This is a genomic window from Cumulibacter manganitolerans, from assembly GCF_009602465.1.
GTDB lineage: Bacteria > Actinomycetota > Actinomycetes > Mycobacteriales > Antricoccaceae > Cumulibacter > Cumulibacter manganitolerans.
Genome location: NZ_WBKP01000008.1, coordinates 89,803 through 105,492, shown reverse-complemented (window position 1 = coordinate 105,492; position 15,690 = coordinate 89,803). Strand labels below are relative to the sequence as shown.

Below are 15,690 nucleotides of genomic sequence, written 5' to 3'. Positions count from 1 at the left end.
GGCGGGGCACGTCGCGGACCACCGCGCCGCGGGCGGCGGCGACTCTGGCCTCGGCGCGCTGCCGCGGGCTCAGGCCGGCGGTGTCGGCACCGCCGGCCGGCGCGGCGGGGCCTTGCGGCACGCCGCCGATCTCCAGCCGGCGCTCGAGGCGCTCCATGCGCTGCGAGAGCGCGGCACCGTCGCTGCTGACCGCAGGCAGCAGCATCCGGGCGCAGATCAGCTCCAGGCCCAGGCGGGGGGCCGTCGTGCCGCGCATCTCGGTGAGCCCGACGTGCACGATGTCGGCGAGCCGCGACAACGTGGTCAGCCCCAGGCGACCGGCCTGGTCGGCGAGCCGCTCGAGGTGATCCTCCGGCGCGTCGATGAGGCCCTTCTTGCCGGCGTCCGGCACGGCCGCGAACAGGATCAGGTCACGCAGCCGGTCGAGCAGGTCGGCCGCGAATCGCCGCGGATCATGCCCGGCGTCGACGAGCCGGTCGACGCTGCCGAACACCGTGGCGCCGTCCGCGACGCCGATCGCCTCCACCATGTCGTCGAGCAGGGCCGCGTCGGTGACGCCGAGCAGGGCGAGCGCCGACTCGTACGTGATGCCCTCGGGTCCGGCGCCGGCGATCAGCTGGTCGAGCAGCGACTGCGAGTCGCGCACCGATCCCCCGCCGGCGCGGACGACCAGCGGCAGCACCGCCGGACCCACCGCGACGCCCTCGCTGGCGCAGTTGCGCTCGAGCAGGTCGCGCATCGCGGCCGGCGGGACGAGCCGGAACGGGTAGTGATGGGTGCGCGATCGGATCGTCGGCAGCACCTTGTCGGGCTCGGTCGTCGCGAAGATGAAGATCACCGACTCCGGCGGCTCCTCGACCACCTTCAGCAGCGCGTTGAAGCCCTGGTTGGAGACCATGTGGGCCTCGTCGATGATGTAGATCTTGTAGCGGTTGGCCACCGGCAGCTGGAACGCCCGCTCGCGCAGCTCGCGGGCGTCGTCGACGCCGCCGTGCGAGGCCGCGTCGATCTCGATGACGTCGATGTTCCCAGGCCCGTCAGGCGCCAGGTCGACGCACGACTGGCAGGTGCCGCACGGGGTGGACGTCGGACCCTGCTCGCAGTTCAGCGAGCGGGCGAGGATCCGGGCAGACGACGTCTTGCCGCAGCCGCGCGGGCCGCTGAACAGGTAGGCGTGGTTGATCCGGCCGGAGTCGACCGCCGTCATCAGCGGACCGGTCACGTGGTCCTGCCCCACCACCTCGGCGAAGCTCGCCGGTCGGTACTTGCGGTAGAGCGCGAGCGCCATGCCTCACCCCTGGTCGATTCGTTCGTCGTAGGCCGCCCCGAGCCTAGTCTCTCCGCCGGACGCCGACCGGCCGCTGTGGACGACCCAGCGGCCCGTTGTGTTGTTACCGCTCCGGGCGTCGTCGCCCGGAGTCGTCACAAGACAACGGGGGGGGAGGCCAGCGTCGAGGGTGATCGCGACCATCGAAGCGGCCGCTGGGGCCGCGAGGAGCGCAGCGAACGAGGCGAATTGATATAGGGACCCCTCGCGCACCCGCCAGAGCCCGCTTATCCTTGCTGCCTTCCGGCCCTGGGGAGGTTCACAGGGTGACGCCACACGAGGGGTCGGTGCACCATCCTACGCGGCCCCGCGGACGCGTGCGCGCCCGCTCCTCATCCTTCGTGCCGCTAAGGACTGTGAGCAATTACCGGCGGGCACCGGTATCGCCGGACAGGTCGCTCTTGGGACAATGAACGTCGCCCATCGACATACCGAAACAGGAGTTCACCGTGAGCCTCAAGCCTCGCGCCGCCGCCCCCGCGCCCACCGACCTGCTCGGCATCACCAACCTGCTCGATGAGGAGGAGCAGGCCATCCGCGGCACCGTCCGCAAGTGGGTCGAGGAGAAGATCACCCCGCACGCCGGCGAATGGTTCGAGGACGGCGTGTTCCCGGCCGACATCATTCCCGAGCTCGGCGAGATGGGCCTGCTCGGCATGCACCTCGAGGGCTACGACTGCGCGGGCATGAGCGCCACCAACTACGGGCTGGCGTGCCTCGAGCTCGAGGCCGGCGACTCCGGCCTGCGCTCGTTCGTCTCGGTGCAGGGCTCGCTGGCGATGTTCCCGATCTGGGCGTACGGCTCGGAGGAGCAGAAGCAGCAGTGGCTGCCGGAGATGGCCGCCGGCCGAGCCATCGGGTGCTTCGGCCTGACCGAGCCCGACCACGGGTCGGACCCCGCCAACATGTCGACCCGCGCCGTCAAGGACGGCAGCGACTGGGTCATCAACGGCTCGAAGATGTGGATCACGAACGGGCCGATCGCCCACGTCGCCATCGTCTGGGCCTCGACCGAGGAGGGCGTCCGCGGCTTCGTCGTCCCCACCGACACCAAGGGGTTCACGGCCAACGAGGTCAAGCACAAGGGCTCGCTGCGGATGAGCAAGACCGGCGAGCTGGTGTTCGACAACCTGCGGCTGCCCGCCGATGCGGTGCTGCCCGAGGTGAAGGGGCTCAAGGGTCCGCTGTCCTGCCTGTCCGAGGCCCGCTTCGGCATCCTGTTCGGCGCGCTCGGCGCGGGCCGCTCCTGCTTCGAGACCGCGCTCGACTACTCGAAGTCGCGCGTGCAGTTCGGTCGTCCGATCGGCGGCTTCCAGCTGACCCAGCAGAAGCTGACGAACATGGCGATGGACCTGGCCAAGGGTGAGCTGCTCGCCCTGCACCTGGGGCGCCTGAAGGACTCCGACACCGGTATCGCCCCCGAGCAGGTCTCGTTCGGAAAGCTCAACAACGTGCGCGTCGCGATCGACGCCGCGCGCACCTCGCGGACCATCCTCGGCGGCAACGGCATCAGCCACGAGTACCCGATCATGCGGCACGCCGCGAACCTGGAGTCGGTGATGACCTACGAGGGCACCGAAGAGGTGCACACGCTGATCCTGGGACAGCTCCTCACGGGCCAGAACGCCTTCTCCTAACGAATCCGGCGTGTCATGGTGGATGACGCCGACTCCACGAGCCGGGTGAACCCGCCGGCGCGGAGCAGGCTCAGTGCGCGCGTCCTGGGCGGGGGAACAGAGCCCGACCCCCGCTTCAGCCTCGCCAACGAACGCACGTTCCTCGCCTGGATCCGGACCTCGCTCGCGCTTCTCGCGGGCGGGGTCGGGGTCGAGGCGTTCGCCCAGGAGGTGCTGCCGGGCGGATGGCGGCGGGCGCTCGCCATCGCGCTCATCCTCCTCGCGATGGCGCTGAGCGCCGGGGCGGTGGTGCGGTGGGTGCGCGTCGAGCGCGCGATGCGCCGGGGCAGCCCGCTGCCGTTGAGCGGCATCGCCGGCTTGCTCGCGCTGGGTGTCGCGATCGCCTGCGCGCTGGTGATCCTCGTGTTCGTGATCAGCGGCCGCTGATGCGACCGCCGCGGGTCGTCCACCGCGACCGCGGTCTCCAGCCCGAGCGCACCATCCTGGCGTGGAATCGCACCTTGCTGGCGCTGGTGGCGTGCGGCCTGCTGTTCCTGCGCTGGCTACCCACCCATCGGGTCTGGGCGCTGCTGCCGTTCGTGCTCGCCGCGGCCGGGGCGCTCGCGATCATGATTGGACGCCGCCGCGCGGCCGACCGCACGGCGTTGGCGATCCACCTCGAGCGTCCCGATCCGCCGGTCGGCGCGGTGCTGTCCGTGACCGCGCTCGTGCTCGTGATCGGGGCGATCGCGCTCGTCGTCGTGTGACGAGCGGCGAGGTCAGCCGGCGGCGCGCGGGACGGCGTACGGAATCGGCTCGCCGCCCTCCGGGGCCGCGAAGCGCACCTCGACCGGGTCGTTGGTGGCCAGCGACGCCGGATCGACGTCCTGCAGCTGCATGCGCATCCAAGGGCCCTCGTCGAGCTCGACGATAGCGACCGGCAGCGGGTCCGCATCGCGCCGGTTGATCACGGCGTACGACGCCAGTACCCCCGTGCCTGCGGCCTCGATCCACTGCAGCGTCGTCGATCCGCAGCGCGGGCAGGTAGTCGTGTGCGGGGCCGACACGTGCCCCGCCGGGCACTTCCGGATCAGCAGCCGGCCGTCGGCGGCCGCGTCGAACCAGGCCGCCGACGCGTCGTCGCGGTCGATCGGCAGCATGTCCTTCGCGCTCATCACGCCTCCTTCGGGTGCGGGCTCAGAATCAGCGTGGAGTGATGGGCCAGGATGCCGCCGTTGCCGCTGACGAGCACGTAGTCGTGATCGGCCACCTGGCGTTCGCCGCCCTGGCCACGGGCCTGGATCACCGCCTCGCTCAACGGCGTCATCCCCCACATGTAGTAGCCACTGAGCTGACCGCCGCCGGTGTTCGTCGGCAGCGAGCCGCCGGGAGCGAGCGCGCCGCTCTCCGCGAGCGGGCCGCCCTCGCCCTTCTCGCAGAATCCGTAGTCCTCGAGGGTGACGAGGGTGGTGTACGTGTAGCAGTCGTAGATCTCGCGGACGCCGATCTGCTCCGGCCGGACCCCGGCCATCCTCATCGCGCGCTCCCCGGACTTCTTGGCGCCGGTGACGAGGCCGAACTCGGAGTCGCGCTCGTCGATGTAGCCGGGATGCGACTGCGCCCCGCCGTGCAGGTAGACCGGCGGCTGGGCGAGCTCGCGGGCCCGTTCGCCGCTGGTCACGATGACCGCGATCGCGCCGTTGGAGACCAGGCAGCAGTCCAGCAGGTGCAGGGGGTCGACGATGTAGCGGCTGCTCTGGTGGTCGTCGATGGTCATCGGCGCGCGCATCTGCGCGGCCGGGTTGAGCTCGGCCCACTTCCGGGTGCTGACCGCGACGTGCCCGAGCTGCTCGCTGGTGGTCCCGTAGGCGTCCATGTGGCGGCGCGCCGCGAGCGCGTAGCCGACGTTCGGGCCCAGCAGGCCGCCGGCCGGCGGGATGCCGAGGAAGCCGGGGCGCAGCCGGAACTTGGGGTCGGCGTACGCCGCACCGGTGCGCTTGCCCTCGGTGAGCGGGACGTCGGCGAAGACGCACGCGACCGCGGTGGCCTGCCCGGCGGCGATGGCCGCGGCGGCCTGCATCACCATGACGCCGGCCGATGCGCCGAACGACTGGATCTCCGACAGCACCGATAGGTCGCGCAGGCCGAGGTCGGCCGCCAGCGGCATCCCGACCTGGCGGCCCAGGCCGCAGTTGACCAGCAGGCCGTCGAGGTCGGCGACCCCGAGCCCGGCGTCGCTCGCGGCCTTGCCGACCGCCTCGACGGCGAACTGCGTCGCCGTCCGCCCGTACACCTTGCCCATCTCGGTCATCCCGAGCCCGACGATGGCCGCGTTCAGTGTGCTCATGGGCCGATTGTGCCCGAGCGGCAGCACAATCGTTAGAGGTGCTCACAATATGGGTCGCGGCCGGCGTACCCCCGCGCCGAGTCGCGGGCTGTGACGCTCAGCGCTCCCGGTCGACTCGCGGGATCCGCTGCCGGTATCCTTGTGTGTCGCACCCTGGAGGATTCGCCTAGAGGCCTATGGCGCTCGCTTGGAAAGCGGGTTGGGTTCACGCCCTCACGAGTTCGAATCTCGTATCCTCCGCCGTTCACCTTCTGCGGTGGAGTAGCGCACGCTATCCGGCCGATAGCGTTACCTACTCCCCCGCAGGTCGGATCGGAAGGCCTCGACGTGCGCGTGCTGATCCTCGGCGGCACCGCCGAGGCGCGGGCCCTCGCCGCGCTGCTTGCCGATGCCGGGCGGTACGTCGTCTCCTCGCTCGCCGGGCGGGTCGCCCGGCCGCGGCTGCCCGTCGGTGAGGTGCGCATCGGCGGCTTCGGCGGCCCTGGCGGCCTCGCCGAGTTCCTGCGCTCGGCCTCGATCACCCACCTGGTCGACGCCACCCATCCCTTCGCGACCACGATGACCCGGCACGCCGTCGAGGCCGCCGCGGCCACCGGCGTGCCCCTCGTCCGGTTCGCCCGCCCCGGCTGGCGCAGCCACCCGCATGCCGACCGCTGGCACTGGGCCGCGTCGTACGACGACGCCCGGGCGATCGCCGAGGGCCTCGGACGTCGGCCGTTCCTGACGACCGGCCGCCAGACCCTGCCGTACTTCCGGGACGCCTGGGCCGACCGCACGGTCGTCGTCCGCGTCGTCGAGCCGCTCGAGACGCCGCCGCCGGCCGCCTGGCAGGTGCTGCTCGCCCGCGGGCCGTACGCCGTCGACGCCGAGGTGGCGCTGATGCGTGAGCATCGGGTGGACGTCCTGCTGACCAAGGATTCCGGAGGCGGCTACACGGCCGCGAAGCTCGAGGCGGCGGCGCGGCTGGACGTGCCGGTCGTGGTCGTCGCGCGGCCGGCGCTGCCGAGCGGGGCCCACGAGGTCGCCTCGCTGGACGGCGTGTCCGCGTGGCTCGACACCGAACGGACCTAGCGCCGGCCCGACCACGCGCGCACCGCGCGGCCGACGCCGCGCAGCGCGAGCACGGCGGCCACCGTCGCCCAGGACAGCCGCCCGCTCAGCCGGATGGCCCGCGGCACGTCGTCGAGGCGCACGCTACGGCCATCGCCGAGCGTGCCACGGTTCTCGGCCACTCCCGCGTAGACGTTGCTGCCCCCCAGCCGGACGCCGAGGGTCGCGGCGAACGCCGACTCGATCGGCCCGGCGTTCGGGCTCGGGTGTGCCGGCGCATCGCGGCGAACGACGCGCAGCACCTCGCGCGGCCGGCGCGACAGCACCGCGGTCAGCGCGGTGGCCACCCTCGCCGGGACCAGGTTGGCGACGTCGTCCACCCGGGCGGCGGCCCACCCGAAGCGCTCCCACCGCGGCGTCCGGTGCCCGACCATCGCGTCGAGGGTGTTGATCGCCCGATAGCCCAGCAGCCCGGGGATCCCGGCGACGGCTCCCCAGAACAGCGGGGCGACGACCGCGTCGGAGGTGTTCTCGGCCAGCGACTCGACACAGGCGCGGGCGAGCTCGTCGCCGTCCAGCCGCGACGGGTCCCGGCCGACGAGTGCGCGGACGCGGAGTCGCGCCGCCGGCAGGTCGCCGGCCTCGGCCAGCGCGTGCACCGCGGCAGCCTCGCGCTCCAGGCTCCGGCCGCCGAGCACCACCCAGGTGGCTGCCGCCACCGCGAACGCGTACGGCACGGGCCCGGTCGTCCGAGCGGTACGCCGTCCGCCCGCCGCGCGCGCGGCGAGCGCGCCGCCGGCGAGCGTCCCACCCACCAGCACGAGCTCGTAGAGCATCCCGTTCGCGCGTCGGTCGGCGTACAGCGGCTTCTGCAACGCGAGCGCCGCCCGGCCGAATCCGGCTACCGGATGCCGGCGACGCGGGTCGCCGAGGACCCGGTCGGCCAGGAAGCCGAGCAGCAGCCCGGCGCCCGTCCCGTCAACCACCCGCACCCGCTTCGTGCTCGGCGGACCGTGGGAGCGCCTGCACGACCTCGCCGATCACGGTAACCGCCGGGGCCGAGATGCCGGCCTTCTCGGTGATGCGGGCGATGTCGTCGAGCCGGCCGTACGCCGCCCGCTGGCTGGGGGTCGAGGCATCGGCGATGCACGCGACCGGCGTGCTCGCCGGCAGCCCCGCCGCCTCGAGGGTCGCCGCGATCTCGCCCAGCGCCGCGACCCCCATCAGGACGACGATCGTCAGCCCGGACGTCGCCAGCGCCGCCCAGTTCACGGTGTTCCGCGGGTCGCTGGGCGCGACATGCCCGGAGACCACGGTGAAGCCGGCGGTGATGGACCGGTGGGTCACCGGGATCCCGGCCAGCTCGGCGGCGGCGATCGACGAGCTGATGCCGGGCACGATGCTCACGGGCACGTTCGCCGCCGCGCAGGCGATCCACTCCTCGCCGCCGCGGCCGAACACGAAGCTGTCGCCGCCCTTGAACCGGACCACGTCCAGGCCCGCGCGCGCCTTCTCGATCAGGATCTCGTTGATCCGCTCCTGCGGGGTGAACTCGCCGCGCGGGATCTTCCCGACGTGGATGATCTCGGCGTCCTCGCGCGCCTCCTCGAGGGCGGCCAGCGGGGCGAGCCGGTCGCACACGATGACGTCGGCGCTCCGGATCGCCTGCATCCCGGCCAGAGTGAGCAGACCGACGTCGCCCGGGCCGCCGCCCACGAGCGTCACCCGCCCGGTCGTCGAGCCCGGTTCCCCGCTGTGATGACCGAGTCCCTCGGGTGCGGGATCGCCGTCTCGGATGACCAGGTCGAACTCGAGAGGGTCGGCGTCCGCGACGACGCCGATCAGCCCCCGACCGGCGATGTCCGACAGGGCGGCGTCCGGTTGGGCGCACAGCACGGTGACCCGGGCGCCCCGTTGCACCAGGGAATGCAGTCTCCCGGTGGACGACGGGCGCACCGAGTGGACCAGGACGCTCCGGCCGGCGAGGTCTCGCTGCGGGCTCATGCTGTCGTCTCCAAGCTCATGACGTCGTCGAGGGCGGCGACCAGCCGCTCGGTGGCCGCGGGCTCGCGGACCGCGATCCGCACCCATGTCGGGCCCAGTCCCGGGAAGCTCGCGCCGGTGCGGACGGCAAGCCCCCGCGCCCGCAGGGCGGCGCGCACCCCGGAGCCCGCCTCGACGAGCACGAACGGGGCGCGTCCAGAGACTGGGCGTAGCCCGAGCCGCTCCAGCGCGGCGACCAGCACGGCACGCCACCGCTGCAGCTCCTCGGCCTGTCGCGCCGCCTCGGCGACGGCGGCGGGCGTGGCCGTCAGCTCCATCGCGAGGGCCGCGGGAGTCGACACCGCCCAGTGCGGCTGGTGGCGGCCCAGCGCCGCGACGACCTCCGGCTCGCCGATCAGGTAGCCGGCGCGCAGGCCCGCGATGGACCAGGTCTTCGTCAGCGAGCGCAGCACGACCACACCGGTGGGGTCGGACGTGATCAGGCTCTGCGACTCGCCCGGCACCGCGTCCATGAAGGCCTCGTCGACGACGAGGAGCCGTCCGGGGCGGCGCAGGGACTCGAGCGCGCCGCGGGGATGCAGGACCCCCGTCGGGTTCGTCGGGTTGCCGACCAGCACGAGGCCGGCCTCGGCGGGCACCAGCGACTCGTGCAGGACGAAGCCGTCGCGGGCCTGCAGCATGATCCGCTCCGGCACGATGCCGGCGCGCCGCAGCGCCGACTCCGGCTCGGTGAACTGGGGGTGCACGACGGCGGGGCGCCGGTTGCCGAACGCGCGGGCGATCAGCGTGAACGCCTCGGCCGCGCCGTTGGTCAGCAGCACCATGTCGTCGCTCACGCCGTGCCGCTTGGCGACCGCGCGGCGCGCCGCCGAGACGTCGGGGTAGGCGGCGAGGTCCGCGGCGGAGTCCGCGATCCGGGAGGCGAGCCAGGTGGGCGGACGAGCGTCGCGGACGTTGACGGCGAAGTCCTCGAGCCCGTCGCCCAGCTCGGCGTCGCCGTGGTGCTCGAGGGACGCCGGCTCCGCGGACCTCTCGGCCGGGCGGGCTGGGATGCGTCTGCGGCCGGCCGCCTCGGCGTCGGCCGGTTCGGGGGCGGGCAGGGCGTGCGTGCCGGCGAAATCGGCGGCCGCGTCGGCGAAGCTCGCGGCGAGGGCCGGGTTGCCCGCCCAGTGCACGTGCAGGTACGACGCGTGCAGCGTCGCCCGTCCGGTGCCGGCGGGGTCGAGGGCGAACCCCTCGACGGCGCCGCTGTCGTGCCGCCACGCCGGCCGGGGGCCGTACGCCGGCGACGTGCGGGTGCGGTGGAACTCGTGCCCGGTGACCACCGTCCCGGCGGGTCCGAGCACCGAGTCGACCGCGAGGCGGGCCCGCTCGTAGCGCAGGGTCAGCCGCGGGTTCATCGCGGCGCGGGTCGGCACGGCGCCCACGAAGTCGTGTCCGTCCACCGACTCGCCGAGGTACAGCAGGCCTGCGCACTCGGCGACCACCGGCATGCCGGCGGCCACGGCGTCGCCGATCTGCCGCTTGAGGGCCGCGTTGCCGGCCAGGTCGCCGGCGTGGATCTCCGGGAACCCGCCGCCGAGGTACAGCGCCGCCGTCCCCGCGGGCAGAGAGCCGTCACGAGCCGGATCGAACACCACCGGCTCGCAGCCCTGTGCCCGCAGGAGCTCGTCGGTCTCGGCGTACCGGAAGGTGAACGCGCGTCCCCCGGCGACGGCGACCACCGGCCTGACCGCGCGGTCCCGGCGCGGGGGCGTCCAGGGAGTGACGTCCACATCGCTTGCGCTGTCGGCAATGCGGCGGACGGCGTCGAGGTCGACGTAGGAGGCCGTCTGCTCGGCGAGGAGGTCGAGCCCGGCGGCGACGTCGTCGCGCTCGTCGACCGGCACCAGCCCGAGGTGCCGCGACGGGGCGCTCACCCCGGCGTCCCGCGGCAGGACGCCGAGCACCGGAAGCCCGACGGCCTCGACCGAGCGGCGCACCTCCTCGGCGTGCCGCGCCGATCCGGCCTTGTTCAGCACCACGCCGGCGACCCGCAGCGACGGATCGAAGTGGGCCAGCCCGTGCACGGTCGCCGCGATCGTGCGGGCGGCCGAGGAGATGTCGACGACCAGGACCACGGGGCTGTCGGTCACCGTCGCGATGTGCGCGGTGGACGCGAACCCGTCGGTGCCGATGCGGCCGTCGTAGAGCCCCATGACGCCCTCGATCACCGACAGCGCAGCGGGTTCCGGGCTCAGGTGGCCGTGCGCGAGCAGCGGCAGCATCAGCGACTCGCCGCACAGCCACGGGTCGAGGTTGCGGCCGGGACGGCCGGTCGCGAGCGCGTGGTAGCCGGGATCGATGAAGTCCGGCCCGACCTTCGCCGGCGCGACCTGCTGCCCCGCCCGGGTCAGCGCCGCCATCAGGCCGACGGCCACGGTGGTCTTGCCCTGCCCGGAGGCGGGCGCCGCGATCACGACACGGGGGATGCTCAGCACGTCACCACTCGATCCCCTTCTGGCCCTTCTGCCCGCGGTCGAAGGGGTGCGCGAGCTTGGTCATCTCGGTGGCGAGGTCCGCGATCTCGAGCAACCGCGGGTCGGCGTCCCGGCCGGTGATCACCACGTGCTGGTAGCCCGGCCGGCTGCGCAGCGTCTCCACCACGTCGTCGACGTCCACCCAGCCCCACTTCATGACGTACGTGAACTCGTCGAGGATGTAGAGGGTGTGGGTCTGGTCGGCGAGCCGGCGCTTGATCTCCGCCCAGCCCTCGACCGCGTCGCGGGCGTGGTCCTCCTCGGTACCGGCCTTGCGCGACCACGACCAGCCGGAGCCCATCTTGTGCCACTCGATCGGGCCGCCCTGGCCGGTGCCGCGGTGCACGTCGTTCAACGCCTCGAGGGCGCTCTGCTCCCCGATCCGCCACTTGGCCGACTTCACGAACTGGAACACGCCGATCGACCAGCCTTGGTTCCAGCCCCGCAGCGCGAGGCCGAACGCCGCGGTCGACTTGCCCTTCCCGGCGCCGGTGTGCACCGCGACGAGCGGTTGGTTGCGGCGCTGGCGGGTGGTCTTGCTGTCGCCGGCGGTCACCGGCGGGCGGCCCTGTGCCATCAGGCGGCCCACCCGTCGCGCTGCGCCGTCGAGCGTCCGACGATCTCGGTGAGCGCGTCGGCGGCCACGTCGGGCAGCGGTACGTGGGTGGCGCGCATCCGGCGCGCGAGGTCGGCGGCCAGCCCCATCCGGAAGCGGCCGGTCTCGCAGTCGATCACCACCGCGTCGACGCCGGTGCTCGGCCACGCGTCGGCGATGTGCCGGGCCCGCGCGAGCGCGTCGGCACCGCTCGTCGCCCGGCCGTCCGTGAGCAGCACGAGCAGGGCGCGGCGGCGCGGGTCCCGGATCCGCTCGACCTGCAGCGTGCGCGCCGCCACCGTCAGGCCCTCGGCCAGCGGCGTGCGGCCGCCGTGCGGCAGGTCGCGCAGGCAGCGCTCGGCCGCCTCCACCGAGGACGTCGGCGGCAGCGAGAGCACCGCTTCGCTACCCCGGAAGGAGACGAGCCCGACGCGATCCCGCTTGCGGTAGGCGTCGGTGAGCAGGGAGAGGACGGCGGTCTTGACCTCGTCCATCCGGCGACGCGCGCCCATCGAGCCCGATGCGTCGACGGCCAGCAGGATGAGGTTCGCCTCTCTCCCCTGGGTGACCGCGCCGCGCAGATCGGCCGCATGCAGGCGAAGCGGCCCGCCGTCGGCCGCGCGGGAGCGCGCGTGGGCGGCGGCGGTGATCGTCGCCGGGAGGTGCAGGCGGCGCACCTGGTCGCGGGTCGAGCCGATGGTGCGGCCGTGGTCGGTGATCGCCCGGCTGCGTCGCCCGGCCTGCCCCGCACCGAGCCCGCGCACGGTGAAGCTGCGGGTGACGAACGGCGCGGCCGCCGAGGCGACGCCCTGCGGCGCGGCCGCGGCCGGCTGATCCCCGCGGTCGGCGGGATCCCCCGGCGTCGTGGTCTCCCCCTGCGGCTCGGCACGCTCGGGGCGCACGTCGGCCGGCTCGCCGCCGTCGGGGGGCGGATTGCCCCCGGGCGTCGGGTCGTCGTCCGGCGTCGGGTCGTCGTCCGGCGTCGGGTCGTCGTCCGGCGTCGGGTCGTCGTCCGGCGTCGGGTCGTCGTCGCCGAGCAGCTGGTCGAGGAGGTCCTCGTCCAGATCGGGCGCGTCGAAGGGGTTGCGGCGGCGCCGGTGCGGCAGCGCGAGCCGGGCCGCGGCCCGGACGTCGTCGCGGGTGACCTCGGTGCGGCCGTGCCAGGCGGCGTGCGCCTTCGCGGCGCGGGCGGTGACGAGGTCGGCACGCATCCCGTCGACGTCGAAGCCGGCGCAGACCCGAGCGATCCGCTCGAGCTCCCGGTCGGGGAGCCGCACGTCGCCCACCGACGACCGGGCCGAGGCGATCCGCTCGCGCAACGACTCCTGAGCCGCCGCATAGCCGGCGACGAAGGCGTCCGGGTCGGCGTCGTACGCCAGGCGGCGGCGCACCACCTCGACTCGCGTCGCCGGCTCCCGGCTCGCGGCCACCTCGACGGTCAGCCCGAACCGGTCGAGCAGCTGCGGGCGCAGCTCGCCCTCCTCCGGGTTCATCGTGCCGACGAGGACGACGCGGGCGTCGTGCGAGACCGAGATGCCGTCGCGCTCGACCGTGTTGCGACCCATCGCGGCGGCGTCGAGCAGCAGGTCGACGAGGTGGTCGTGCAGCAGGTTGACCTCGTCGACGTAGAGGATGCCGCGGTTGGCGTCGGCCAGGAGGCCGGGCTCGAACTCGGCGCGCGCGTCACCGAGCGCCTTGCGCAGGTCGAGCGAGCCGATGACCCGGTCCTCGGTGGCGCCGACGGGGAGCTCGACGAGCCGCGCCGCGCGGGTGAGCACGGCCTCGCGGTGGGCGGCGCGGTCGGGGCAGGTCGGGTCGGGACGGCGCGGATCGCAGCCGAACCGGCAGCCGTCCACGACCGCCTGCGCCGGCAGGACCTCGGCGAGCCCGCGCACCATCGTGGACTTAGCCGTGCCCTTCTCGCCGCGCACCAGGACCCCGCCGACGTCCGGGGAGATCGACGTCAGGATCAGCGCGAGCGCCATGTCGTCGGCGCCGAGGATCGCGGAGAACGGGAACTGGGACATGTATTCCTCCAGGCAAGTGACCACGCTTGCCGATCGTGAGCCGCCGGCCAGGTATGGCCGTCGGGGTTCACGCGATGTCCTGGCTCGTCCACATCGAAGTGGCGTCACAGTGGCGGGACCGCTGCGGGATGCAACCGCAATTCCTCGCGAGGAACCGCCCACATCATGCCATGCGGCCGCCGCGTCTACACTTGCCGCCGTGATCGAGGTGGTGGGGGTACCGGCCGGCGGCGTGCCGTCGCTGCCGGACGACATGCGCGCCCTGGTGAGCGGCGCCGCCGTCGTCATCGGGTCACCGCGCCTGCTCGGCACGCTCCCGCCCGCTCCCGCAGCTGCTTCGCCGCCACAGCAGCGAATCGCGTGGCCGCGACCACTGCTGCCCGGGCTCGATGCGCTGCTCGACGAGGTCGGCACGCGCCCCGCTGTCGTGCTCGCCACCGGCGACCCGCTCGACTCGGGCATCGGCAGCACGCTCCTCTCCCGGCTCGGCCGCGAGCGGGTCCGGATCCACCCGACAGCCGGCTCGGTCACGCTCGCGCGGGCCCGCATGGGGTGGTCGACGCGGGAGTCCGACGTCCTGTCGCTGGTGTCGACCCCGCCGGCCGCGGTGCGCGCGCTGCTCACCCCGGGACGGCGGATCCTCGTCCTGTCGGCCGACGAGCACACGCCGGCCGCCGTCGGCCGGGAGCTGGCCGACGCCGGCTGGGACGCCCGGCTGACCGTGCTCGGCGACCTCGGGGCGGCGACCGAGTCCCGCCACGAGCTGAGCGTCGAGCGGGTCGCGCACGCGACCGGTCTGCCGCGGCTGAACATCGTGGCCGTCGAGCTGCCGCACGCCGCGCCGACGGTCGGGACGGCGGCCGGCCGGCCCGACGCGTGCTACGACCACGACGGCCAGCTCACGAAGCGCGAGATCCGCGCCTGCGCGATCGCCGCGCTGCGCCCCGCGCCGGGCCAGCTGCTGTGGGACCTCGGCGCGGGCGCGGGATCCGTGGCGATCGAGTGGGCTCTGCACCATCCCCGGTGCACCGCGATCGCCGTCGAGCGCGACCCCGCGCGCGCCGCCCGGATCGAGCGGAACGCCCGAGCGGCGGGCGCGGTCGGCGTACGCGTCGAGTGCTCGGCGCTCACCGCGGCCATCGACGGCCTGCCGCAACCGGACGCCGTCTTCGTCGGTGGCGGCGCCGACAGCGACGTCATCGAGCGGGCCTGGTCCGCCCTCCGCCCCGGCGGCCGCCTCGTCGTCCACACCGTCACGATCGAGACCGAGCAGGCGGTGCTCGGCGCCGCGCGGCGGTACGGCGGCACGCTGCGCCGGATCAGCATCGAGCGCGCCGAGCCGCTCGGCCGGTTCCTCGCCTGGAACCCGGCCCGGCCCGTGGTCGAGTGGTCGGCCACCCGCCCGCTGCAGGAGTCCCCCGCCACCCAGGAGCCGCCCGAATGACCGTCCACTTCATCGGCGCCGGCCCCGGCGCCCACGACCTGCTCACGCTGCGCGCCGTCCGGCTGATCGAGCAGAGCCCCGTCTGCCTCTACGCCGGCACCTACCTCGACGACGAGGTGCTCTCCCACTGCCCACCCGGTGCCGAGCTGATCGACACCCAGCGGCTCAACCTCGACGACATCATCGGGCACCTGGGACGGGCGCACGCTGACGGCAAGGACGTCGCGCGGCTGTGCTCGGGCGACCCGTCGGTGTACTCCGCGGTCGCCGAGCAGGCCCGCCGCCTCGATCGCGCCGGGATCCCCTGGGACGTCACCCCCGGCGTCCCGGCGTACGCCGCCACCGCCGCGCTACTGGGCCGCGAGCTCACCGTGCCCGAGGTCGCGCAGTCGGTCGTGCTGACGCGGGCGCAGAAGGACTCGACGAAGATGCCGTCCACCGAGACCCTCGCGGCGTTCGCCCAGACCCGGGCCACGCTGGTGCTGCACCTTGCGATCCGACACGTCCGCCGTCTTGCCGACGAGCTGGTTCCCTTCTACGGCGCCGATTGCCCCGTCGCCGTCGGATCGCAGGTCAGCCAGCCCACCGAGCTGGTCCTGACCGGGACGCTCGCCGACATCGCCGAGCAGGTCGAGGCGCACGGTCTCACGCAGGCGGCCGTCATCCTCGTCGGGTGGGCGCTGCGGGCCGAGGGGTTCGTCGAGTCGCACCTCTATCAGTCCCGCTGCGCCCCCTGACCGCGCGGGAATCGACCGGGTAGG

Annotated in this window: 14 protein-coding genes, 1 tRNA gene and 1 other RNA gene; 7 read left to right on the top strand and 9 right to left on the bottom strand. The window is 73.9% G+C overall.

What is annotated here, in order from left to right:
• Both F8A92_RS05120 and ffs read right to left on the bottom strand, forming a co-directional pair.
• Positions 1-1,288 (bottom strand): DNA polymerase III subunit gamma and tau (locus F8A92_RS05120; RefSeq protein ID WP_153503963.1); only part of this gene is annotated, 1,288 nt, incomplete at its 3' end.
• 232 nt (positions 1,289-1,520) lie between these two features.
• Positions 1,521-1,616, bottom strand: an RNA gene (ffs, locus tag F8A92_RS05115) — signal recognition particle sRNA small type.
• Between the two features lie 160 nt (positions 1,617-1,776).
• Between ffs and F8A92_RS05110 the strand changes: the two genes are divergently transcribed.
• The 3 genes from F8A92_RS05110 to F8A92_RS05100 are packed head-to-tail and all read left to right on the top strand — an operon-like array spanning position 1,777 to position 3,710.
• On the top strand, positions 1,777-2,964 hold the full coding sequence (locus F8A92_RS05110) for an acyl-CoA dehydrogenase family protein (RefSeq protein WP_153503961.1): 1,188 nt from the start codon (positions 1,777-1,779) through the stop codon (positions 2,962-2,964).
• Between the two features lie 15 nt (positions 2,965-2,979).
• A complete protein-coding gene (locus F8A92_RS05105) occupies positions 2,980-3,390 on the top strand; it encodes a YidH family protein (protein WP_153503959.1) in 411 nt (136 codons plus the stop codon).
• Entirely contained in the window at positions 3,390-3,710 is a 321-nt protein-coding gene (locus tag F8A92_RS05100; protein ID WP_153503957.1) for a DUF202 domain-containing protein, read from the top strand. The genes F8A92_RS05105 and F8A92_RS05100 overlap by 1 nt, the downstream gene beginning before the upstream one ends.
• Before the next feature lie 12 nt (positions 3,711-3,722).
• Here the strand turns inward: F8A92_RS05100 and F8A92_RS05095 are convergent, their stop codons facing one another.
• Both F8A92_RS05095 and F8A92_RS05090 read right to left on the bottom strand, forming a co-directional pair.
• Entirely contained in the window at positions 3,723-4,118 is a 396-nt protein-coding gene (locus F8A92_RS05095; RefSeq protein ID WP_153503956.1) for a Zn-ribbon domain-containing OB-fold protein, read from the bottom strand.
• Positions 4,118-5,290 (bottom strand): thiolase family protein, encoded by a 1,173-nt coding sequence (locus F8A92_RS05090; RefSeq protein ID WP_153503954.1) that lies wholly within the window; start codon positions 5,288-5,290, stop codon positions 4,118-4,120. The genes F8A92_RS05095 and F8A92_RS05090 overlap by 1 nt, the downstream gene beginning before the upstream one ends.
• Before the next feature lie 155 nt (positions 5,291-5,445).
• Here F8A92_RS05090 and F8A92_RS05085 point away from each other — a divergent pair.
• Together F8A92_RS05085 and F8A92_RS05080 are read left to right on the top strand one after the other, a co-directional pair.
• Positions 5,446-5,530 (top strand) — tRNA-Ser (locus F8A92_RS05085).
• Between the two features lie 87 nt (positions 5,531-5,617).
• A complete protein-coding gene (locus F8A92_RS05080; protein ID WP_153503953.1) occupies positions 5,618-6,361 on the top strand; it encodes a cobalt-precorrin-6A reductase in 744 nt (247 codons plus the stop codon).
• Here F8A92_RS05080 and cbiB read toward each other — a convergent pair.
• Genes cbiB through F8A92_RS05055 form a run of 5 tightly spaced genes read right to left on the bottom strand, consistent with a single transcriptional unit; the run spans position 6,358 to position 13,485 of the window.
• Positions 6,358-7,326, bottom strand: coding sequence for an adenosylcobinamide-phosphate synthase CbiB (gene cbiB, locus F8A92_RS05075; RefSeq protein ID WP_228389218.1), 969 nt, complete (start codon positions 7,324-7,326; stop codon positions 6,358-6,360). The genes F8A92_RS05080 and cbiB overlap by 4 nt on opposite strands.
• A complete protein-coding gene (gene cobA / locus F8A92_RS05070; protein WP_153503951.1) occupies positions 7,319-8,344 on the bottom strand; it encodes a uroporphyrinogen-III C-methyltransferase in 1,026 nt (341 codons plus the stop codon). Before cobA ends, cbiB begins: the two co-directional genes overlap by 8 nt.
• Positions 8,341-10,824 (bottom strand): cobyrinate a,c-diamide synthase, encoded by a 2,484-nt coding sequence (locus F8A92_RS19190; RefSeq protein ID WP_153503949.1) that lies wholly within the window; start codon positions 10,822-10,824, stop codon positions 8,341-8,343. Before F8A92_RS19190 ends, cobA begins: the two co-directional genes overlap by 4 nt.
• Position 10,825: 1 nt before the next feature.
• On the bottom strand, positions 10,826-11,440 hold the full coding sequence (gene cobO / locus F8A92_RS05060; protein WP_153503947.1) for a cob(I)yrinic acid a,c-diamide adenosyltransferase: 615 nt from the start codon (positions 11,438-11,440) through the stop codon (positions 10,826-10,828).
• Positions 11,440-13,485, bottom strand: coding sequence for a VWA domain-containing protein (locus F8A92_RS05055; protein ID WP_153503945.1), 2,046 nt, complete (start codon positions 13,483-13,485; stop codon positions 11,440-11,442). Before F8A92_RS05055 ends, cobO begins: the two co-directional genes overlap by 1 nt.
• Before the next feature lie 199 nt (positions 13,486-13,684).
• On the opposite strand from F8A92_RS05055, the gene cbiT reads away from it, so the two are divergent.
• Entirely contained in the window at positions 13,685-14,929 is a 1,245-nt protein-coding gene (gene cbiT / locus F8A92_RS05050) for a precorrin-6Y C5,15-methyltransferase (decarboxylating) subunit CbiT (protein ID WP_228389217.1), read from the top strand.
• Positions 14,926-15,666 (top strand): cobalt-precorrin-4/precorrin-4 C(11)-methyltransferase, encoded by a 741-nt coding sequence (locus F8A92_RS05045; RefSeq protein ID WP_153503941.1) that lies wholly within the window; start codon positions 14,926-14,928, stop codon positions 15,664-15,666. The genes cbiT and F8A92_RS05045 overlap by 4 nt, the downstream gene beginning before the upstream one ends.
• Positions 15,667-15,690: the final 24 nt, after the last annotated feature.